This window comes from Kordiimonas lacus (genome assembly GCF_001550055.1).
Taxonomy (GTDB): Bacteria; Pseudomonadota; Alphaproteobacteria; order Sphingomonadales; family Kordiimonadaceae; genus Kordiimonas; species Kordiimonas lacus.
This window is the reverse complement of record NZ_LRUA01000007.1, coordinates 252,487-273,538: the sequence shown is the minus strand read 5'-3', so window position 1 is coordinate 273,538 and position 21,052 is coordinate 252,487. Positions and strand designations below refer to the sequence as shown.

Here is a 21,052-nt window from a genome sequence, read left to right as displayed (position 1 = left end):
TGTCTTGTCCCTCAGGCCGCCATGGTTACCGTGTGGCTGCCGGCCCGGGTAACCAGCGTCGGGCCCTTGGTCACGCTATAGTCGTGGCTCAATACCGTTGACACATAATGCCAGGTTGAAGACATACTCTCGGGTGTGATGTCCAGCTCGAGCCAGCCGCGGTCCTTGCTGTTGAAGTAGGTCAGCTCGGGGCTGGCCTTCATGGTTTCCTCGCGCACGCGCTCTGGGTCTGCCGGGATATAGGCTTCCATGCCAGGGGAACTGACGCTTGGCGTCGCGAACTCGACCGCGATATTGTCGCCGTCTTTATCCGTTAACTCGAAGCACCAGGCATTGTGGGTGTCGCCAGAGAGAAACACAGCATTGTTGGCATTGTCCCTGATGGATGCATAAACCCGGTCGCGGCAGGCGGGATAACCGTCCCAGAAATCCAGATTGAGCGGCATGCCCATGGACCCTAACATGCGGATGGCATCAAAGCGTTCGCGGCTGATGAATTTCGAATTCTCGAAATCAATATCCTCATCCGTCAGCATCGGGATACCGACACGGCCGATCAACAGTTGCTGGCCCAAAATCTGCCACGGCACGCCTGCGGCGCTGGAACGCTGGAATTCTTCCACCAGCCAGGTTTCCTGCTCCGTGCCCAGGATGGTGCGGTCTTCCGCACCCAGAATATCATGGCGGAATTTTTCCACGTCAGGCAGGTAACTGAACCCCTTGGGCAGGTTTTTCGGGTCTACTGCTTTTACTTCAGCATAGTCGGTCATGGGCACCGGCTTCTCGCCGCGCATGTCGAACGGCACCGGGATGTGTTTAACTGCAGCTTCCGGCAGCGCCTTCAGGGCTTGTGCGTCCAATACTGCCTTGGGGTTGTCCTCATCAGAAAAATCGAATGGGATGGTAGTCATCGGCAGGTCCGTGGCATAATCCAGCTGCTTGTCGCGACCGCACAGGCGGGTATCCAACATGATCAGGCTCGCGAGCCCGCCAATGTCGAACGTGCGGTTGATCTTGTCCAGCCCATGGCCGTTTTCGCGGATCGGCAGCCATTCATGATACGCCTGCACGGCGGCTGCCTTGCGGTCCTCGAACGAGCCTTCGCCTTCATTATGGTTTTCCGCGCCGCCTTTCCAGGTGTTGTTGGCGATCTCATGGTCGTCCCACACGCAGATGAAAGGATGGGCGGCGTGGGCCGTCTGCAGGTCGGGGTCAGCGCGGTAGAGCGCATACCGTGTGCGGTAATCGTCAATGGCGACAAGCTCGTGCTTGGGCCTTACCGTCCGCCCGTGTGCAACCGCCGCGTCGTTGGAATAAACGCCATCGGCATATTCATAGATATAGTCGCCCAGGTGCAGGATCATATCCACGTCGCGCCCGGCCAGCTCCTTGTAGACATTGAAGAAACCCTGCGGGTAATTAGAGCAGGAGATCACGGCCATGCGGGCGTGCTGCGCGCCGTGGCCGGGCAGGGTGCGCGTGCGGCCAGTGGGGCTGGTGTTTCCTTCTGCCAGGAAGCGGTAAAAATAGCGCGTATCGGCTTTCAGGCCCTGGGCATCAACCTTGACCGTGAAGTCTTTCTTCGGGCCGGTGCGGGTCTGTCCCTGGCTGACGATATTGGTGAAGCCGGCGTCTGTAGCGACCTGATAATCCACAGCAATATTGCTGGCGATGCCCGCCTTGGGTACTACCCGCGTCCACAGGATTACCCGGTCTTCAAGCGGGTCGCCGCTGGCAACGCCATGCGTGAAACCCATTTCGGCTTGCGCGCTGGCCACGGTTCCCCGTGCTGCCGCCAGGCCGATCCCTGCGCCAATGCCGCCCAGAATATGGCGTCTGTTGACCGCTGCTTTTTTAAGAAATGTCATAAATAATCTCCCCTCCCCACTGAAATTGGGGCTTTCATCCTGAGAAATACAACCGCCTCCCGCGGTATCAAGTTCCCGGATCGTTGTTTTAGCAATACATTTGTGGTGCTATTTTGACAATATTGTTAATGACGCCCAAATGCCTGAAATAAGAGAAAAATACTCATGCTTCATGAGGGTTTTTAATTGTCGCATTCCAGCTGATTTTATTTTACGGTTTCCTAACGTATCTGTGCGATATAGGGGGCGGATAAGGAATTCCATGGCTTAGGTCACGGAAATTAAAGACTTTTTTATGAGCAAAGTACCGGGAAGATTTCTGGGATATGCCTTTTGTGTGGGCGATGTGTTGCTTGAGCTGGATCTTGAGTTCAACATCCAAAACGCCGATGGGGCCATCAAGAACACGCTGGGCGCTGCGGTGGGCGGCGGCAAGACCAATTTCCTCAACCTGCTGACAGACAAGGGCCGCGGCATTATCGAAAGTGCGGCCAAGATGCTGACGGGTGCCAACCGGTTAGGGCCCTTCACAGTTTCCATCGGCAAGGAAGACGGCAAGAAGGAAGACTTCGCCGTTTTCATCGCCAAGCTACCAACTGCAAATGACAGAATTTATGCTGTTCTTTCAAAGCCCTATAGGGTTGGTGTCAGCAAAAGCAAGCAAGCGCCGGTTAAGGTAGAAGACAAGAAGCAGCAGTTTTTTGAGCGCCTCGAAGGGCTGTTTGAAGGCAACCCGGACGCTGCGGAAAACATGCTGGTGACAGTACTGGAAGCCAGCAGCGGGCAGGGCATCGACCCGGACAAACAGAAAGTGATCGAGGAGTACCTGAAGTCATTCTCTGTTGGCGGATCACACGCCACCATGCTGGCGGATGATAAGTTCGCTGTCGTCCACGACAAAACCAACGAGAAAGCCCAGAAGGTTGATTTCGCGGCGCAGCTGAAGAAGGTCACCGGGGTTGAGCTGACATCGGCCACCATTGATGCTGCAGAATCGAACCTGAGCGAGGAAGACAACCTGAAAGCACTTGTGTTCAGCCTGCAAAGTTTCGCGCGCGACACCAGCGGCGGCGCGGTGGCAGACATCAAAAAGAATTGCTCGACGCTGATCGGGGAGACCACTGAGCGGGTGAAGGCCTTCCGCAAGGTGCTTGAAGACGGGGCTTTCTCGCTGGTGTTCCAGCCGATCGTGCATTTGAAGAAAAACACGGTCCATCATTTCGAGGCACTGACACGCTTTGAGTTGCCGCCGATGATCAAGAGCCAGTGGGAGATGATCCGTTTCGCTGAAGACGTCGGGCTGATTGACGAATTTGATTATGCTGTGGTGACGCGCGCCATCCGCAAAATCAGGGAGCTTCTGAAAAAAGGCGGCGCACCCGGCATTGCCGTGAACCTGTCTGGCCGGTCGCTTTCCAGTTCCGAATTCATGCTGGAGCTGGTTTCGCTTCTGCGTGGCAACAAGGACCTGAAGCAATATCTGTCGCTCGAGATTACCGAGTCCGCCAAAATCCACGACCTGGACGCGCTTGGTGCTTGCGTTCGGGAAATGCGGGATATTGGTTTCAAGGTCTATCTGGACGATTTTGGGGCGGGTGCGGCCGGCTTCCAGTATCTGAAGAAGCTCAGGGTTGATGCGCTGAAGATCGACGGAGACTATATCCGCGATGCCATCCATAACAAGGAAGACCGGGCCTATCTGCGGTCCATGGTCATGCTGTGTCGCGACCTGGGGATTGTAACGGTGGGCGAATGGGTGGAAACAGAGGAACACGCCAAGCTGTTGCGAGAGATGGGCGTGGATTATGGCCAGGGCTATTTCTTCGGAAAACCCAGCCCCAACTTTCTGACCGAACCCATGAAGGCGGGCTAGCCCTTACCGTTTGGGAGGCTCCAGGATCGCTTTGTTCGCGTGGATCACCAGCTTGGTGATTTGCCTTGGGGTCAGTTCCATTTCCCGGATGCACCAGCGCTTGAGGGTCAGGATCGCCACATCATAGGCAATTTCCTGCCTGACAACACGCGCTTCTTCCGGCAGGTCTGCCAGCAGTTCATCATAGTATTCGTAAGCCCGGCCGAGGCCGATCAGCTCGAAATCCTTGATCGCCTGCCTCAGGTCCCAATCAGGCTGGGTAATGGCCTGGCACAGGAACAGGATATAGTGTTTGCCGCCGATTTCCTCTTCTGCCAGTTCCGCCAAAGGCAGGATCAGAACTTCCAGTACCTCATCAAGCGTCGGGTTGCCGGTCCAGTCCTTCATCAGGTTCAGACGCTTTTCGTCGATCTGGCGCGTGCGCTCGCTGATGGTGGCGCGCATCAGGCCTTCCTTGGAGCCAAAATGATACTGAAGCGCAGACTGGTTGCGTTGTCCGGCTTCTTGCAGTATCTCTCTTGTCGAAACGGACGCGAGGCCCTTTTCGGCGATCAGCCGCTCAGCCGCGCTGATGAGCGCAGCCCTCGTGGCATCGGCACGTTTTGCTTTACCGTCTTGTTGCCGGTTCACCCTGGTCTCCCGCAATTGCTTGTTCCCCATCATTTTGATTAATGAAAACCATTAATGCGTGCAAGCGAATTATTTGAACGCTTGTTGGAAAAATATGCCACTTGATTGGTGCGCACGATCCTCAGCGGACCACCAGCGGGATGGCTTTCGTGTCCAGGTCGAAAGACCCGAAGAAGGCCAGAACATCAAGCTTGCTGCCGTCCAACTGGATATCGCCGTCCATCAGGCCGCCCGCGAAGCCCACTTCGCCCCGGATCATCCGGTCATAGGTGGTGCGGTCCAGCGTCAGCGTGGCGTTGGGTTCGCCCTTCAGGCCTTCATGCACGACCAGAATCTGGCTTCTCAGCTCCAGCGTGAAGGCTTCATCCCGGTCCGGGAACACAAAGCTGACGGTCAGCGCCTTGCCTGCGGCTTCTTCGGGCACCAACTTGTAGCGCATCAGGCTCAGCAGCCGATCGCTTGGGATGGCGGAGGCATTGAAGCGTTTCCTGAGGTTCTCCTGGATCGCCACACTATCGATGTCACCATCCAATTCCTTCGCGCCGGTCAGATAGAAGCCGCGCCAATTGGTGTTCAGGGTTTTGTAGCCGATCTGTCGGAAGGCACGGGCCTTCAGCGCCCTTGCCGCCGTGTCGTCGTGATCAATGCGCACCAGATGGGTCAGCAACTCAGACGCCCACTGCGGGTCGCCCTCCGCCATAGCTTTTTCGGCTTCCGCATAGACCCGGTCGCGCCCGCCCATCAGGGCCACGGTGCGGCGCGCGCGCTCTGTTCGCGGCGTCGGGTCAAGGGTTGCGGCGTCACCATCAAACCAGCTGATATAGCCGGTGAAATAGTTCCTGACACTGTGTTTGACGGTGCCGTAGACCTCCCGTGTCCAGGGGGTGATGGTCAGATGCTCGGGCAGGCGGGGCAGGGCTTCGGCCAGTTCCTCCTGGGTATAGCCCTGGTTGATCAGCCGAACAGCCTGGTCGTGGGTCCACTGGATGGCGTCCCGGTAGGTGCGGAAGATATGCTCAACCTCGTCGCGGCCCTCAACAATCGGACCGTGGCTTGGCACCATCACCTTGGGATTGTAGGCACGCATATGGTCGATGGCATCGATCCAGGCGTTGGCATCGCGTGGTTTGGTGCCGCGAAGGCTGTGCAGGTTCGGGAAGGTCGGGCCCTGGATTTCGTCGCCAGATAGGATCATCTCATAGTCCGGCAGATAGATGCCGATGTGGCTGGCGGCTTCACCGCCCGTCTGGAACAGTTCCATGCGGATGCCGTCGATGGTCATCTCCTGCGTGCCGTCCACAAAAGTGTTGGGTTCCACATAGCCCATCGTGCCGGGCTTGATGCGCCCTCCCAGGCCGACGTGATAGTTCCGGCCGTCGGTATCGTCATCCAGAAGCGTGCCGTACATATAAAGCGCGCGCATGCCCATGATCTGGATGGTGACGGCATTTTCGTCCTGCATTTCACGCACGAAGTTCGCCGCCGCAATCACCGGCACCGTGCCCGCGCGTGCATCCGCCGGATCAACGAAGGCGGCGGCCCCGCCCACATGGTCATTATGGTGGTGGGTGTAGATCACGGCCTTGACCGGCTTCCTGGTGCGCTCGCGGATCATCTCAAGCGTCTTTTGGCCGTCTTCAAGCTTCAGTGTGGTGTCGACGATGATCAGCCCGGTATCACCCTCGATCACCACGGTGTTGGGGATGCCGCCGTTCACGTTTGTATAAAGCCACACAGGCGCATCTGATGCCTTCTGGACGCCTTCCTGGAACATCTTGCCAAACTCGATCAGATAGTCGGGCGCGCTATAGTCGTCAGTATAGACGGGTTTGGTGTCTGTCTCGTCGCAGCCTGTCAGCATGGCGGCAGACAGGATCAGTCCAGTCAGCTGTTTTTTCATTTCAAGCGCCCCTCCCAAAGCAAGACTCGAAGTGTTTGACTATATAATGAAGATCATTAATATTCTTGGCAAGCGGCTTGTTCTAAATGCTGTAGGGAGCAGCAGGCAACGCCAGTAAAGGGGAGCAATTTATGTCAATCAGGGCCTGGCTTGTACGCCGGAAAATCAGGGCTGTATTCCGGCCGAAAGAGTTGGAGGCCGCGCCGCAGCAAGCGCGTCTCAAGCATTTTGAAGTGGCGCTGAAGGCCATGGAAAGCAAAATGCCGGATGCGCCATCGGATGCGACAGTGGAAGCCGTGGATACAGGCACTGTGCGCGGCGAGTGGATCAGCGTGCCGGGTGCACGGGGCGACCGTATCCTGATGTTCAGCCACGGTGGCGGCTATGTCTGGGGTGGGCCAAAGCACTATCGTGACCTGGGCGCACGGCTGTCCAGGGCCATGAAGGCACGGGTGTTCCTGCTGGATTATCGCCTGGCGCCGGCGCATCGCTGCCCGTCAGCTATTGAGGATGCGCTTGCAGCCTATGACTATATCCAGGCCGAAAACCCGGGTGTGCCCATTACCATGGCGGGCGACAGCGCTGGTGGCGGACTGACGCTGGCGACCGCACATGCCATCCGGGATAGCGAACGCACCATGCCTGTGGCGCTGGCGCTGATTTCCCCCTGGCTGGATGTGACCGGATCTGGCGAGAGTGTGCGCACCAACCGGGACAAGGAAGTCATGCTGGACGCGGACGGCATTCAGATCGCGGGTCAGGTCTATAGCGGGGAACTTTCGCCCGATGACCCGCGGCCGTCGCCGCTGTTTGGGGACCAGGCTGGTTTGCCGCCCACGCTGGTGCAGGTGGGCTCAGAGGAAATCCTGCTCTCTGACAGCACAAGGTTTCATAAGAAGGCCCAGGATGCTGGCTGTAGTGTGCATCTGGACGTCTGGCCTAAGATGCATCATGTTTGGCACATGCAGGCAGGGCTGGTGCCGGAGGGCAAGCGCGCCATCGCCGAGATGGCGGCCTTCTTCGAGCATCATTGGGGGAACTGATCATGGCAAAACTTGAAACCGTCTTCATCACCGGCGCTGCGTCTGGTATCGGGCTTGCCCTTGCTCAGGCACTTGCTGCGCGCGGGGCCACGCTTTATCTGACGGATGTGAATGGGCCGGGGCTTGAGGATGCGGTGGCTGAGCTGACAGCCAGGCAAGTAAATGTCCATTCATGTGTGCTTGACGTGTCCGACCGGGCCGCGTTTGAAGCGGCTGTTGCCGACGCCGAGGCCAAGATGGGTGGTATCGACATCCTCTTCAATAATGCAGGCGTGTCGCTTTCCGACACGGTCGATAAAATGACCTACACAGACCTTGAGTGGGTGATGAACATCAATTTCTACGGTGTGGTTTATGGCACCAAGGCGGCTCTTAAAGGCATGCTGGCGCGCGGGCACGGCCATATCGTCAATATTTCCAGCCTGTTTGGAATTATTGGCATACCCAGCCAGTCGGCCTATTGTGCCGCAAAGCACGCCGTGAAGGGCTTCAATGAAAGCCTGTTCTATGAGCTGCAGGGCACCGGTGTGCAAATTCATTCCGTGCATCCGGGCGGGGTGGATACCAACATTGTTCGGTCCGGAAAGCACCTCCACAATATTCAAGGCGATGTGGACCCGGAAGAAGTGCAGAAGAATTTTCAAGATATGGCCGTGACAACCCCAGAAGCGGCGGCACAAACCATTCTGGCGGGTGTAGACAAAGGCACCTACCGGATTTTGGTGGGCCCGGACGCCAAGTCCGCGGACCGGTTGCAGCGTTGGATGCCGAACATCTGGCGCAAACTGTTCCAGAAGAAGCTGGAAGCCTGGAACCGAGACGGGATATTCTGATTTGATGGTTGGCGGCGCAGCGGATGCGGGCAAAGTGTTTGCAGCAGCGTGTACCGCGTTCGAAACCTTCCGGCTTCTAGAACGCCAAAAGCTGAATGATGGCCCGTCCCGTGGGCAGCCATAGCTCCGAACCCGCGACGAAAACCCTGGCATAAAGCAGCAGCATAAGCACGATGCCTGCACCATAAACCATGTGGTGCTTGCTGCTTTTGATGGTGTCCAGAAGCATCATCAACAGGATTGGTGACAGCCAGAATGCCAGAAAGAGGCCGGGTATTTGAAAGGGTGACATCAACCTGACGCTGGCCGCAAACGTGAGGGCAGTGGCGGCCATCAGCATGAACCGCTTGTGCAGTGCCGGGCGGTTCCGCGTTTTGGCCGCGGCGAAAAACAACAATCCGAACAAGACCATGTCGCCGACCGTGAACAGCAGGAATTCCGCTGCTTGATCGAGGGTCCTGTCCCCGGCCTGGTACCGCATCACAGGAACCGAGAAGGCGACAACAAGCCCAAGCGCAAGCATGGCGAAACCATACCGGATGCCCAGTGCGCCCAAGCGCAGATGGCCCCTATAGTCCCGCACGTACATTCGCCTGGCCTGCTCGAACAGCAAAAGCAGCCAGCCGACAAAACAAGCCGCGTGGATATGGATAAGCCAATGCGCTTCCGGGGCCTTGAAGGACGCAAGAGAGAGGAAATAGGGGCTGAAGCCTGCGACCACGATACCGGACAGATAAAGGATGACGATCAGGAAGCGGGTGCGGTGGAGCGCTTGCATTCCTTTCAGGCTACCTAATCCAGTGACAACCGTTTGTGCCATCCCGTGGCCTTCCTGCCCCCGTGCAGGCCATAACTCTAGTCGAAACCACAGATTTATGTAAGCCAGTGTTTTTTTCACTGCCTTCCATGGCGCGGGGTTGTTTGACTTCGCCGCGTGCCCATCTATCCTTCAGATCAAATCAAAGCATTGATGAGGGAGATGCAACATGCGGCAGCTTTACAAACATTATATTGGTGGTGAGTGGGTCGACCCCGCTGAATTTGCGACACGGGACCTCATCAATCCGGCAACAGCCAAGAAGTCAGGCGAAATGGTGTTGGGCACCGCAGCCGACGTAGACAAGGCCGTGGCTGCGGCGCGTGAGGCGTTTGAGAGTTTCGCATTCACCAGCCGGGAGGAACGGCTGGAACTTCTGAACGCCATCATTGCGGAATACAAGAAACGCATGGCCGAAATGGCTGAGGTGATCACGCTGGAGATGGGCGCGCCCAAGACGCTGGCGGAACGCGCGCACGCGCCCTCAGGCCTTGGGCATCTGATGACCGCCGCCAAGGTGCTGGAAAATTACGAATTTCATGAAGACCGGGGCCCAACCCGCATCGCCAAGGAGCCGATTGGGGTTGTGGGCATGATCACGCCGTGGAACTGGCCGATCAACCAGATTACCTGCAAGGTGGCGCCAGCCATCGCAACGGGCTGCACCATGGTGCTGAAACCCAGCGAAGTGGCCCCCTATAGCGCCCAGCTGTTCACGGAAATCATGGAAGCCGCAGGCGTGCCCAAGGGTGTCTATAACCTTGTGTACGGCGAAGGCCCAAGCGTGGGTGAGGCCATGTCTGCCCATCCGGGCATCGACATGATGTCCGTGACCGGCTCTACCCGTATGGGGTCAGCCGTGCAGGCAGCCTCAGCACCCACCATCAAGCGCGTGACGCAGGAGCTGGGCGGCAAATCGGCCAACATCATTCTGGACGATGCCAACCTGGAAGAGGTGGTGGCCCGCGAAACGCTGGCGGCCATGCGCAACACGGGCCAGACCTGTACGCTCCTGAGCCGCATGCTGGTGCCGGCGGACCGTATGGACGAAGCGGCGTCGATTGCCCATCAGGCGGCCTCAAGCGTGGTCACCGGTGATCCGACCAAGGAGGAGACCACCATGGGCCCCATCGCCCACGGCCAGCAGTTCGAAAAAGTCGGCGCCATGATGCAGGAAGCCGTTGACGAAGGCGCACGCCTTGTCGTGGGTGGCCCGGGCCGTCCGGACGGTTGCCCCGAAGGCTTCTTCGTCAAGCCAACCGTGTTTGCGGATGTCAAACCGGAGATGACCATCGCGCGCGAGGAAGTGTTCGGCCCTGTACTGGCGATCATGGGCTATGAAACAGAAGATGACGCGGTGCGCATTGCCAACGACAGCATCTACGGCCTGTCGGGCGCGGTGCAGTCCGCCGACCCGGAACGCGCCCGCCGCGTGGCTGCGAAAATGCGCACGGGCATGGTCTATATCAACGGTGCGCCGGGGGATATCTCTGCCCCCTTTGGTGGCTACAAGCAGTCAGGCAATGGCCGCGAGTGGGGTGATCATGCCTTCGCCGATTTCCTGGAGACCAAATCCATCCTGGGCTACAACGCGTAATAGAAACCAGCAGCCAGAGGGTGATGAAGGGGTGCATCTGTGCCCCTTTTTGGTGTCTAACGGTTGCCATGGCGCGATAATCAGGCCAAGTTTAGGGGTAGACGGTCATGCGGCAAGGGAAGCGCGTGGCGGTATGTGGCGGGGGCCTGCTACAACAAAGGCGGTCATGAGACATTTTGTCAGTCATTTTCTGTTCCGGCATTTATTGTTCCGGGGCCTGCTACTCACCTTTATGGTGGCAGTTGCAGCGCGCGGTGACGGGGACCAGCAGAAAGCGCCCATCATGCTGATTGGCGCCCATCTTGAAGGGCGGTTGGATGTTGACCCTCAAAGTGGCTACAACCGGTTGATCAGGCGGATCATGCCGATCGACCAATCCCTGGCGGTTTACCAGCGTTATCCGTTGGTGCGGGCGCTCAGGAAGTTCGAACAGACGCAGCGGTCCTGTCTTTTTCCAGCGTCGATCAGCGCCTCGGTCGCGCTGACGTCCCTAAAACCAGATGAGCTGTTTGAAAGCGCAATGGTGGATTTCGTCAGTTCTCATATTCTGACGAGAAAAGGACAGCCCATGATCAACAGCAAAGAGGATGTTTTCGGGCGGACGATCGCTGTCCAGCGTGGTGTGGGGTATACGGCACTGATGGCAGACAGCGACCGCTTCAATATCATCCGGACCCCGGATGACAAAACTGCCCTGCGCATGCTGGAAGCCGGGCGGGTGGACGGCATGTATGGTTGGTTTCCGGATACGTTCATCATTGCTGAGAATAATGGAATCCAGTTACCGGATTTTAACCCTGATTATATATTGTTCGAGACGACAACCCATGTGGTGTGCAAAACCGGGACCGGCGCCGAACCTTTTGTCGACCACGTCAACATGCGTATCCGGGCGCTGCGCGAGAGCGGGGAACTGCAAAGGATTTTGGGGCCGTTTGCCCGTCTAGAAAACAAATAGGGGTAATCATGAAACGAATAAACAGCCTGGCCTTGGGGGTCGCTGTTTCGAGTTCTGCTCTAGTTTCTCTATCCAATCCGGTGGCTGCCGAGACAGCCGTGAATGCGCCAGAAGAAATCACCATCACCGCCCGAAAGCGCAGCGAAAGCCTGAGCGACGTCCCCGCTGCTGTGACCGCGCTGGACCGCCAAGCGCTTGACGAACTTGGTGTGGCAGACCTTTCCGACATTAGTGCTTTTGCGCCCAACCTGACCATCGTGGCCGGCAGTGCCCAGTCCAATGCGGCGTCCATCTTCATCCGGGGAATTGGCCAACGTGACAGCCTGCAGACTTTCGAGCAGGGCGTGGGCATGTATGTCGACGGCGTCTATCTTTCCCGCATGCAGGGGTCGATGATGCGCCTGTTTGACGTGGAGCGTATCGAGGTGCTGCGCGGGCCGCAAGGGGCGCTTTACGGCAAGAATACCATCGGTGGTGCGATCAATATTATCACCCGCGATCCTTTTGACGGCGGCGGCAATGCCGAAATTGAATATGGCGCTTATGACCAGAAGACAGCGGCGCTTTATGCTGCTTTTCCAATCGCAGGCGACACGGCGGCGCTGAGCCTGGCTGCACGCTATTCGAACCGGGACGGCTTTTATAAAGATGCCTTCACCGGCACGGACTATTATGACGATAATGTCTTCTCAGGCAGGCTGAAACTGGCGCTAAAGCCCAGCGACGACGTGCGTCTGACCCTGGCGGCGGACCTCATGGACATTGATGTGGGTCAGTATCTGGGCCGCGCCGAAGACCACCTGTATGTGATTGATCTGGCGCTTGGCCCGACGGTGGTGCGCGAGGCGCCCGGACCGTTTGACGGCGAAACACTGGCGAGCTCCATTGATGCAGAAAATGGCCAGACCAACACGCACTGGGGCCTGTCGCTGACCGCCGAATGGAATCTGTCTGACGCCTATAGCCTGAAGTCCATCACATCCTATCGGCATATGAACCCGGTTCAGTGGCTGGATGCCGACGGCAGCGAGTTTGAGATTGGCGATGTGTGGGCAACCTGGGTGCATGAGCAGGTGAGCCAGGAAGTGCAGCTGAGCATTACCCGGGAAAAATGGGACGCCATATTGGGCGCTTTTTACATGACGGAGAAAAGTGTGGCCGTACAGGAGACATTCCTGAACGGATATATTCTTGTCGGTGGCGCCCAGATCGGCTTTTCCCAGCCGGGCCATGACACACAGCATGTCGACAACATGGCCCTGTTCGGGCATGCAAATATTGAACTGAGTGACGCTTGGACGGTTTCCCTGGGCGCGCGTTGGTCGCGCGACGAAAAGGATTTTGAGCGGGTCAGCGAAACCATGACGGGCGGCGTGATCACGGGCGTCTTCGAATTTGAAGGTAGTGGCGCCTGGGACGCCTTCACCCCAAGCGTGACAGTGGATTATCGGTTGACAGAAGATAGCCACCTGTACGCGCGTATTGCCCGCGGTTTCCGGTCCGGTGGCTTTAACGGGCGGATGTTTTCTGCGGCAGACTCTGAGCCCTTCAAGCCCGAATATGTATGGTCCTATGAAGTGGGCTTTAAGGGGCGCACCATGGACGGGGTGCTGTCCTATGGGCTGACTGGCTTCTATAATGACTACACGGATTATCAGGCGCGGGTGGCGGTCGCGATTGACAGCAGCGATCAGAGCGCCGGGTTCAATTTCCCGACCATCAATGCCGCCAAGCTGGAGATGTATGGCGCGGAGGCGGAACTGCGGGCCAATCTGGACGCCTGGACCTTGTGGGGCAATATCGGGCTATTAGGCGCCAGCTATAAGGAATTTCGCGACGACCAGCGCGACCGAACCGGCCAGGAGCCGATCCGCACGCCCGATGTGACCTTGAGCGCGGGGGCTGTGTACCATCTGACGCTTGGAACCCGGGGTAGCGTGGATATCGGCGCTGACGTCAGATATGTCTCAGACTATTACACCAGTGTGGACAATTCGGATCTTCTCTATGAGGACGGCTATTGGCTTGTGGGGGCCAATGCCCGCTGGGTTGATGCGGCGGATAAATGGTCGGTGCGGGCTGGCGTGAAAAACCTGTTCGATACCATCTATCAGGTGGATGCGTTTGAATTCAGAACCCTTGGCAATGTCCAGACAGGCTTCTATGGTGAACCGAGAACCTGGTATGTCGCCCTTGGGCGTGCTTTTTGAATGGAGCTGAATTGAACCGGTTGTCATGTGTTTCTGGGTTTTTGGCCTGCTGTATTCTTGCCGTCTGTATGGCCTTGCCGGCGCGCGGGGACCAGATAATGATCGCCGGTTTCCCGAAAGAGGGGCGGCTGGAGCAGGACGGTACCGGCCACTATGCCGACGTTGTGCACGCTGTTCTGGCTGAAACCGACACAGAGGCAAAGTTCGTGATCATGCCGGTTCTAAGGGCTGTCCGCACTTTTGCCGATGGTGGCTCTATCTGTTTGTTGCCCGCCGCTTTTGAACGTTGGAAGCACAAGTTTCCCTACCTCACGCGGGAAGACATTATCGAAAGTGAACCCATTGACTATGTCACCGCTCATATTGTGACGCGACCGGGCGATCCTGCCATCGTGAAATTGGACGAGCTTGAGGGCAAGCGGATTTCCGTTTGGGTGGGCTTGACGATTGATGCTTTTCTGTCTGATATCGATGTCGAAATCATTAGGGCGGAATCTGAAGAAAGCAGTATCAAGCTGTTGATGTCGGGCCGGGTGGACGCCATCTGGAACTGGGTGCCGGATGCTTATATTCTCTATGAACGCTTGGGATATGGAACACCGAACCTTGTTGAGAGCGAGCCGATTTTTGGTGCAGCAGCCCACTTTTTGTGCCGCCGAACACCTGCGACGGAAGCTTTGATGAGCGACATCGATCCGGCGATCAGGATGATGCGGAAAGATGGTCGATTGAAAGATATTATGGGCCAACATACCCGTGTGGTGGGCGTGGATGTACCGCTGAATATGGCAGAGACCAACCGTTAGGCGCAATCGATGACAGATGCAGATGTAAGGCAGTCCTGTTGAATAGAAAACCCCAGCAGACATGGCGTTCCTGGGCAGCTGCGGGTTTGTTGGCTGTGGGGATGGGGGGTGGCCCGGCTTCTGCTGATGACCAGGTGTCCGAAACGCCTGCCCTTGTTGTCGCGGGCTTTCTGAAGGAAGGGCGGTTTGAAAAGGACGGTACAGGGCACTATGTCGACCTGGTGCGGGCGTTGCTCGCGGAAACGCAGGTGTCGACACAGCTGGTCACGATGCCGGTGAAGCGTATGTTGAAGCAGTATGAAGATGGCGAGGTGCACTGTATGGTGCCGGTCTCGTTCGCTGCGGTGAAAATGAATTTCCCCAGCACGGAACGCGCGGCTATCGTGGAAAGTGTGCCCGTCGATTATATCACAGCCCATATCGTGACAAAGCCAGGCACGCCGCCGGTAACCGATGTTGCGGCTCTGAAGGGCAAGAGGCTGGCCGCCTGGGTCGGTGTACCGCTTGAGCTGTTCCTGCCAAACCTTGATGCCAAAGTTTTGCGGGTGGAATCAGAAGAAAGCGGTATTCGCCTTCTGATGTCCGGCCGGGTGGATGCCATCTGGAGCTGGGTGCCCGATGCTTTCATCCTGTTCGACAGAATGGGATACGGCACCCCAAGCCTTGCAATCGACAAACCGCTTTTCAGTTCGACCGCCCATGTGTTGTGCCACAGGTCAGCCCAATCTGAGGCCCTGATTAAGGACATAGATGCAGGCATTCTCGCTATGCGTGCTGACGGACGCCTGAAGGAAATCTTTGGGCCGTATGTGCGCATTGTCGGGGTGGATGTGCCGGTGGATATCGGCCAATAACCGAGGTTTCAGTGGCTAGAAAAAGAAAGGCGCCACCCCGAAGGGTGACGCCTTTTTGTTTGGCTTGTTTCCAGTGACTTAGAACTGGAACGCTACGCGGCCGTAGAAGAAGCGGCCTGGCAGTGCGTGCACTGTACCGTCGAAGTTGTTCAGGTCACATGTCGTACACAGTGGTGGATCCTGATCCAGTAGGTTCTGAACACCCAGAGTGATTGATGTCTGTGCATCGAACCATTCTGGACGGTAAGTAACCTGCAGGTCTGTGTAGAAGGTGCTGCCCAGCGTGTTGCCGTCGGCGCCGTTCGTGCAGTACTGCGTGAAGCCGAAGCCACCAACAACACCGCCACAGCCTTCATCTACGCTGCCGAGGTAACGGAAGGTCGTACCAACGGTCCACTGGTCTTTCGTCCAGTCGATGAACAGTGAAGACTTGAACTTGATGTAAGCACGTTCAGGCGAACCAAGCTCGGTACCCGCGCGGTCAACAACGTCGATGCCGCCGGAGGCATTTGGCACAGATTCTTCAAATTTGAACAGGTGGCTGTTCATCAACTTGAAGCGAAGCTGGCCCCAATCGGCTGGCTCGGTTTCAGCAGTGATCGACCAGTCGAAACCGTCAGTGTCGATTGCTGCAATGTTGGTCAGGATACCGTCGATCCGTGTCACGATACCGGTGGATGTGCGCTGAACATTGTCACAGAACACGTCAGCCAGCGTTTCAACACAGCCTTGAAGAACGTCAGATGCGTTTGGCGCCTGAATCACATTCTCCATGGAGATGTTGTAGTAGTTGGCTTCGAATGTGATGCCAGCAAGACCCATGCTGTCAGCAAGGGCAGTTGGGCTGTATGTGATGCCCGCAGTCCATGTTTCAGCTGTTTCTGGCGTCAGGTTCGGGTTGCCGCCTGTAGTTACACTGATTTGCGCGTTAGGCTGCTGGTGATCCGCTGGAACGCCAAGGGCCGAACAGTTCGGGTGCTGCGTGCCACCGTTTGCAACAACGTCACAAGGGTCGGTGATCGAGCTGTCGAAGCGCGAGCCAGTGTTGAACAGTTCACCAATGTTTGGTGCACGGAAGCCTTCAGACCAGTTGGCGCGAACCGTCAAGTCATCATTCACCTGCCAGGCAGTACCCACCTTGAATACGGTGTTGCTGCCAGACGTGCTGTAATCGCTTGTGCGGAATGCAGCGCTGAGGCTCAGGTGCTTGGCCATCGCCACGTCAGAAAGCAACGGCACGTTTACCTCGCCGTAGAATTCTTTCACGTGGATTTGGCCGTCGGTTGGGCTGGCCGGTACACCTGCGGTTTCACCGCTGGAAACCACGCTGTCAGGAATGAACCGGCCTTCTTCTTCACGGTATTCCCAACCAAATGCCATACCCAGCGGGCCTGCAGGCAGGTCGATAACGTCACCACCAATGTTGGCGGAGTAGTTGATCAGCTTTTGGCGGCTCTCGTCCTTCTGGATGAAGGTCACATAATCAAGCATGGCTTGCGTGATTGTGCCGCTACCGTCGCCCTGGCCGCCAAAGATGTTGAATGGCACGCAGCCTGGAATAGCCGCACAGGCGTCTGGATCACCGAGAGCGTCCTGCAGTTTACGAGCGTTGAATGCGCCAGTTTTCTGCTGGTTTGCCTGGCTTTGCGACCAGGTTGCGTTGATGTCCCAGAACCAAACCCGATCACCTACATTCAGGTCACCGTCGAGGGTAGAGGAGACATACCAAGTATCAACGTTCTGACGGAAGATACGTGGGCCAGCCTCAATCGGACGGCGGCCACCGAAGACGAAGTTAGTTTCGTCAATGTCTACGCCGAATGGGTTGTATGGGTTGTCGGCAGAGATGACCATATTGTCCATCCAGAAACCGGCACCAGCGCCCGGACCAAAGAACAGTGGCTCGGGTGCTGCCTGGCTAATTGACTGACGGTTATTGTATGCCGCAGTCGTGCGCAGGGTGATGGTGTCTGTGATGTCATATTCTGCCTTGGCAAAGATGTTTACGCGCTCGTTCGGCGTGGAAACTTTGTTGTAAGGCGAATAGTTGAAACGGTCTTGCAGGGTGAAAGCGTGATAGTCAGACCCTGCACCTGTTGGATCGTCTGGATTGAAGTTTGGAACGCCGGTTACGCCGTCGTTCAGCGTGATGTCGCCCCACTCGTTAGAAAATACCAAGCGGGCTTGCGGTGTACCAGAAGACGCGCCAAGATTTTCAAACGGAATTGCATACGCTGTGAGCTCACGGTCTGCTGCTTCAACGCCACCTTGCTTGGTGTAGCTTACGTCGACCAATACGCGGCCGCGGTCGTTTTCTGCACCCCAGGAAACATCATATTCCTGCGTTTTGCCGTCGCCTTCGTCATAAAGGCCATAATAGGCTGAGCCTTTGATGCCTTCATAATCGTCGCGTGTTTTGATGTTCACAACGCCTGCGATGGCATCGGAACCATAAATGGTAGACGCGCCGTCCTGCAGGACTTCGATCGACTTGATGATGCCGGCTGGGATGGTGTTCAGGTCAACTGCACCGGATACGCCCGACGCGGATGAGCCACGGACCCAGCGCTTGCCGTCAACAAGCACAAGAACGCGCTTGGAGGTCAGATAGCGCAGGTCAATCTGACTGGCGCCGGCGCCGATACCCGAACCGTCTGGCGGGAAGCCAAGGTTACCGGACGAGTTGTTGGTGCGGTTGATGGCCGAACCCGCGATTGGCAGGCGCTGCAGGAAGTCTGCAACAGAAACCTGGCCGGATGCGTCCATGTCTTCAGCCGACAGAATCTGTACTGGGTTTTGGGCCTCCAGTGGGTTCTGGCGGATGCGCGAACCGGTGACGACCACTTCTTCGAATTCCTCCAGTGCCGTGTCCTGGGCGAGCGTTGGTGTACCAAATGTTACGGCGACAGCAGCACAGCCGGCAAGCAGCTGGAGCTTTCGCATAGTGGCAAGTGAGTGTGTCATTGCCTCATCTCCCTTATTTGTTCCTCTCTTAGAACCGGGGACGGCAACGTAAGCAGGCCTGACGCAGGCCTGACGATCTATGTTTCCTCCCCGGGCATGAGGCCGATATTTTTATGTGATTTCGACCTCATGAAATCAGTAAAACCGATGGTGGTGCCGGGAGGGTAATGAAAAGTCAAAAATATAGGTATCTGGTGAAACTATATTACCATTGTGTGACTAAAAAGACGCAGCAATCCTGACCTATTAGGCAGCAATTGCAACATCTTGGCTCACATGTAGGCTGGCGGGACTTTTATTTTGGTTTTGGTGGAACCAAAGTTTAACTGCATTTGCAATTGTTTGAGGTAGCAATGCTGCCTTGGTGCTGCAACTATGGGTTAGGCTAAAGCTGCGGACCGCGCAGTTTCTCATGGAAATGCTTGCGGCACAGGGCGATGTAACGGTCGTTACCGCCGATCTCGATGGAGGCACCTTCCCGTACGGCATCGCCTTTTTCATCCACCCGCATATTCATCGTGGCTTTGGCGCCACATTTGCAGATGGTCTTCAGCTCGTGAAGCTCGTCCGCGATGGCCAGAAGCCACTGGCTGCCTTCAAACAGGTTGGCCTGGAAATCGGTGCGCAGGCCATAGCACAGCACCGGGATGCCCAGCCTGTCGGCCACGCTTGCCAGCTGGAAGACCTGCCCTTTGCTCAGAAACTGGGCTTCGTCCACAAGCACGCAGTGCAGAGGCGTTTCATTCAGTTGGTTAGTAATCTTGACAAATAGGTCAAGATTCGTGTCGAATATGTGCGCGTCTTCTTTCAGGCCGAGCCGCGAGGCGATGACGCTTTCGCCGAAACGGTCGTCAATGGCCGCGGTGAACAGCATGGTGTTCATGCCGCGTTCCCGGTAGTTGAAGCTGCTTTGCAGAAGGGTTGTGGATTTGCCCGCGTTCATCGCGGAATAATAAAAATACAGCTTGGCCATGGCCTGACTACCTTAACGCTGGGGTGCCCTATGTTCTTTGGTCCCGGATTGGGATAAAGTTTTGGCGAGCCTATTAAGTAGTTCATGTTTGGGCAAGCTTTTGGGGAGGAAAAAATGCGGGACGGTAAAATATCGCTGATTAGGCAAGCGGTTCGCGCCATGTTGGGCGGCCTTGTGGCATCCTTGCTGGTGGTTGCGGCGACGCCCGCAGGCGCACAGGACGATGACCAGCGCGCGGTCAAGGCGCGTATGGCCGGGTCAGCCCTTTCCTGGGCGGCGGAAAACGGGCGCCTCAGACAATTCATGGAAGCTTTCCCCAAGGGCGGCGATATTCACAGCCACCTGCGCGGCGCCATCTATGCCGAAAGCTGGCTTGAGTGGGCAGCGGCAGACGGCCTGTGCGCGGACATGAGCGTGCCGGCGCTTCGGTTCAAGGTGAAAGACAGTTGTGCGGCCTCCGGCTGGTTGACGGCGGGAGAAGCGCAAGCGAATGAGGATCACCGCCGGGAGCTTATCAATTCGCTGTCGAACCGGTCCTATGTGCCGACGCTCAACTGGTCTGGTCACAATGACTTTTTCGCCACCTTTGCCCGAATCAGTGCGTCTCCCAAACGGCTGGGGGACCAACTGGCGAACGTAGCAGCGCGGGCAGGGCGGCAAAATATCCTGTATCTGGAGCTGATGGAGACCATCATCCTGCCGGAACTGTTCCCGCTGCTATCGGGTGTCCAGCTTTCAAGCGATCTGGCGGCGGATTACCAGACGCTGATGTCCGGCCCGTTCGGCCAGGCCATGCCTACACTGGTGGCGTCCGCCCGCACCCAGATCGCGGCGGCGCGGGCGCGCAAGGATCAGTTGCTTCGATGTGGCACCGCGAATGCGGATGCTGGCTGCGGCGTGAAAATCCGGTTCCTGCATCAGGTGATCCGCGAGTTTGAGCCCGCCATGGTTTACGGCCAGATGATTCTGGGCTGGGCCCTGATGAAGGACGAACCCATGATGCTGGGCATGAACCTGGTGGCGCCCGAAGATGGCCGTGTGGCGCTCAGGGACTATAAGCTGCACATGCGCATGATTGACCATCTTTATACCAACCTGGGGCCCAGGAATGTGGCGCTGCATGCGGGTGAATTGACGATGGGCCTGGTGCGCCCCAAGCAGTTGACCTTCCACATCCGCGACGCGATTGAAGTTGGCCACGCCAAGCGCATTGGCCACGGCATCGCCGTGGGGTACGAGCGGGATTCCGAGGGCCTTCTGAAGAAAATGGCCCAGGAGGGCATCATGGTTGAGATCAACCTGACCTCGAACGACACGATTTTGGGCGTCAAGGGCAAGGACCATCCGCTGGTGCTGTACCGTGACATGCTGGTGCCCTATGCGCTGTCGACTGACGACGAAGGCGTTTCACGCATTGATCTGACGCATGAATATATGCGGCTTTATACTGAGCACCGCGTGCCCTATTTCGAGCTTCGGCACAGCGCTCGAAACTCGCTGACCTACAGTTTCCTGCCGGGCGATAGCCTTTGGGAATCCGAGGCCTGCAAAAAAGATGTGGAAACGGGTGCACAAGCCGGGGCAGAATGCGCGGCGTTTTTGGAGACAAGTGAAAAAGCGAAGCTGCAGTGGGAACTGGAGGAACGGCTTCGCGTTTTCGAAGATGAGCGGCGCATCCCTGAGCGGAAGCGGACCTCATTCAAATAAGCCCCCATGAAGGGGAAAG

Annotated in this window: 15 protein-coding genes; 9 read left to right on the top strand and 6 right to left on the bottom strand. The window is 57.0% G+C overall.

Going from position 1 to position 21,052, the window contains the following annotated elements; all coding sequences use genetic code 11:
- Positions 1-11 precede the first annotated feature (11 nt).
- Positions 12-1,868 (bottom strand): alkaline phosphatase D family protein, encoded by a 1,857-nt coding sequence (locus tag KORLAC_RS14290; protein ID WP_068307583.1) that lies wholly within the window; start codon positions 1,866-1,868, stop codon positions 12-14.
- Positions 1,869-2,163: 295 nt separating this feature from the next.
- On the opposite strand from KORLAC_RS14290, the gene KORLAC_RS14285 reads away from it, so the two are divergent.
- On the top strand, positions 2,164-3,741 hold the full coding sequence (locus tag KORLAC_RS14285) for an EAL domain-containing protein (protein WP_068307581.1): 1,578 nt from the start codon (positions 2,164-2,166) through the stop codon (positions 3,739-3,741).
- 3 nt (positions 3,742-3,744) lie between these two features.
- Here the strand turns inward: KORLAC_RS14285 and KORLAC_RS14280 are convergent, their stop codons facing one another.
- A complete protein-coding gene (locus tag KORLAC_RS14280) occupies positions 3,745-4,371 on the bottom strand; it encodes a TetR/AcrR family transcriptional regulator (RefSeq protein WP_160328642.1) in 627 nt (208 codons plus the stop codon).
- Positions 4,372-4,492: 121 nt separating this feature from the next.
- Complete coding sequence (locus KORLAC_RS14275; RefSeq protein ID WP_068307577.1) at positions 4,493-6,271, bottom strand: alkyl sulfatase dimerization domain-containing protein; 1,779 nt, start codon at positions 6,269-6,271, stop codon at positions 4,493-4,495.
- A gap of 131 nt (positions 6,272-6,402) precedes the next feature.
- On the opposite strand from KORLAC_RS14275, the gene KORLAC_RS14270 reads away from it, so the two are divergent.
- Both KORLAC_RS14270 and KORLAC_RS14265 read left to right on the top strand, forming a co-directional pair.
- Entirely contained in the window at positions 6,403-7,314 is a 912-nt protein-coding gene (locus KORLAC_RS14270; RefSeq protein WP_068307575.1) for an alpha/beta hydrolase, read from the top strand.
- 2 nt (positions 7,315-7,316) lie between these two features.
- The gene (locus KORLAC_RS14265) at positions 7,317-8,147 is read left to right on the top strand and encodes an SDR family NAD(P)-dependent oxidoreductase (RefSeq protein WP_068307573.1); all 831 of its coding nucleotides are present in this window, start codon (positions 7,317-7,319) and stop codon (positions 8,145-8,147) included.
- Between the two features lie 76 nt (positions 8,148-8,223).
- Here the strand turns inward: KORLAC_RS14265 and KORLAC_RS14260 are convergent, their stop codons facing one another.
- Positions 8,224-8,967: a hypothetical protein gene (locus tag KORLAC_RS14260; protein WP_139167616.1), complete on the bottom strand. Its 744-nt coding sequence runs from the start codon at positions 8,965-8,967 to the stop codon at positions 8,224-8,226.
- Between the two features lie 166 nt (positions 8,968-9,133).
- On the opposite strand from KORLAC_RS14260, the gene KORLAC_RS14255 reads away from it, so the two are divergent.
- The 5 genes from KORLAC_RS14255 (at position 9,134) to KORLAC_RS14235 (ending at position 15,389) form a co-directional block, all read left to right on the top strand.
- Positions 9,134-10,561 (top strand): aldehyde dehydrogenase family protein, encoded by a 1,428-nt coding sequence (locus KORLAC_RS14255; protein ID WP_068307571.1) that lies wholly within the window; start codon positions 9,134-9,136, stop codon positions 10,559-10,561.
- Positions 10,509-11,519 (top strand): substrate-binding periplasmic protein, encoded by a 1,011-nt coding sequence (locus KORLAC_RS14250; protein ID WP_160328641.1) that lies wholly within the window; start codon positions 10,509-10,511, stop codon positions 11,517-11,519. Before KORLAC_RS14255 ends, KORLAC_RS14250 begins: the two co-directional genes overlap by 53 nt.
- 8 nt (positions 11,520-11,527) lie before the next feature.
- On the top strand, positions 11,528-13,729 hold the full coding sequence (locus KORLAC_RS14245; RefSeq protein WP_082714705.1) for a TonB-dependent receptor: 2,202 nt from the start codon (positions 11,528-11,530) through the stop codon (positions 13,727-13,729).
- A gap of 98 nt (positions 13,730-13,827) precedes the next feature.
- Entirely contained in the window at positions 13,828-14,535 is a 708-nt protein-coding gene (locus KORLAC_RS14240; protein ID WP_068307565.1) for a substrate-binding periplasmic protein, read from the top strand.
- A 38-nt stretch (positions 14,536-14,573) separates the two neighbouring features.
- Positions 14,574-15,389, top strand: coding sequence for a substrate-binding periplasmic protein (locus KORLAC_RS14235; protein ID WP_139167612.1), 816 nt, complete (start codon positions 14,574-14,576; stop codon positions 15,387-15,389).
- Between the two features lie 78 nt (positions 15,390-15,467).
- Here the strand turns inward: KORLAC_RS14235 and KORLAC_RS14230 are convergent, their stop codons facing one another.
- Positions 15,468-18,353, bottom strand: coding sequence for a TonB-dependent receptor domain-containing protein (locus tag KORLAC_RS14230; RefSeq protein WP_082714703.1), 2,886 nt, complete (start codon positions 18,351-18,353; stop codon positions 15,468-15,470).
- A 385-nt stretch (positions 18,354-18,738) separates the two neighbouring features.
- Positions 18,739-19,326, bottom strand: a complete 588-nt coding sequence (locus KORLAC_RS14225; protein WP_068307556.1) for a thymidine kinase — start codon at positions 19,324-19,326, stop codon at positions 18,739-18,741.
- Positions 19,327-19,440: 114 nt separating this feature from the next.
- Between KORLAC_RS14225 and KORLAC_RS14220 the strand changes: the two genes are divergently transcribed.
- Positions 19,441-21,033 (top strand): amidohydrolase family protein, encoded by a 1,593-nt coding sequence (locus KORLAC_RS14220; RefSeq protein ID WP_068307554.1) that lies wholly within the window; start codon positions 19,441-19,443, stop codon positions 21,031-21,033.
- Positions 21,034-21,052 lie beyond the last annotated feature (19 nt).

Bases quoted from the DNA above. Each gene is read 5' to 3' on its own strand.
- KORLAC_RS14290 (WP_068307583.1), bottom strand. From the start codon at position 1,868: ATGACATTTCTTAAAAAAGCAGCGGTCAACAGACGCCATATTCTGGGC.
- KORLAC_RS14285 (WP_068307581.1), top strand. From the start codon at position 2,164: ATGAGCAAAGTACCGGGAAGATTTCTGGGATATGCCTTTTGTGTGGGC.
- KORLAC_RS14275 (WP_068307577.1), bottom strand. From the start codon at position 6,271: ATGAAAAAACAGCTGACTGGACTGATCCTGTCTGCCGCCATGCTGACA.
- KORLAC_RS14270 (WP_068307575.1), top strand. From the start codon at position 6,403: ATGTCAATCAGGGCCTGGCTTGTACGCCGGAAAATCAGGGCTGTATTC.
- KORLAC_RS14265 (WP_068307573.1), top strand. From the start codon at position 7,317: ATGGCAAAACTTGAAACCGTCTTCATCACCGGCGCTGCGTCTGGTATC.
- KORLAC_RS14260 (WP_139167616.1), bottom strand. From the start codon at position 8,967: ATGGCACAAACGGTTGTCACTGGATTAGGTAGCCTGAAAGGAATGCAA.
- KORLAC_RS14255 (WP_068307571.1), top strand. From the start codon at position 9,134: ATGCGGCAGCTTTACAAACATTATATTGGTGGTGAGTGGGTCGACCCC.
- KORLAC_RS14250 (WP_160328641.1), top strand. From the start codon at position 10,509: ATGCCTTCGCCGATTTCCTGGAGACCAAATCCATCCTGGGCTACAACG.
- KORLAC_RS14245 (WP_082714705.1), top strand. From the start codon at position 11,528: ATGAAACGAATAAACAGCCTGGCCTTGGGGGTCGCTGTTTCGAGTTCT.
- KORLAC_RS14240 (WP_068307565.1), top strand. From the start codon at position 13,828: ATGATCGCCGGTTTCCCGAAAGAGGGGCGGCTGGAGCAGGACGGTACC.
- KORLAC_RS14230 (WP_082714703.1), bottom strand. From the start codon at position 18,353: ATGACACACTCACTTGCCACTATGCGAAAGCTCCAGCTGCTTGCCGGC.
- KORLAC_RS14225 (WP_068307556.1), bottom strand. From the start codon at position 19,326: ATGGCCAAGCTGTATTTTTATTATTCCGCGATGAACGCGGGCAAATCC.
- KORLAC_RS14220 (WP_068307554.1), top strand. From the start codon at position 19,441: ATGCGGGACGGTAAAATATCGCTGATTAGGCAAGCGGTTCGCGCCATG.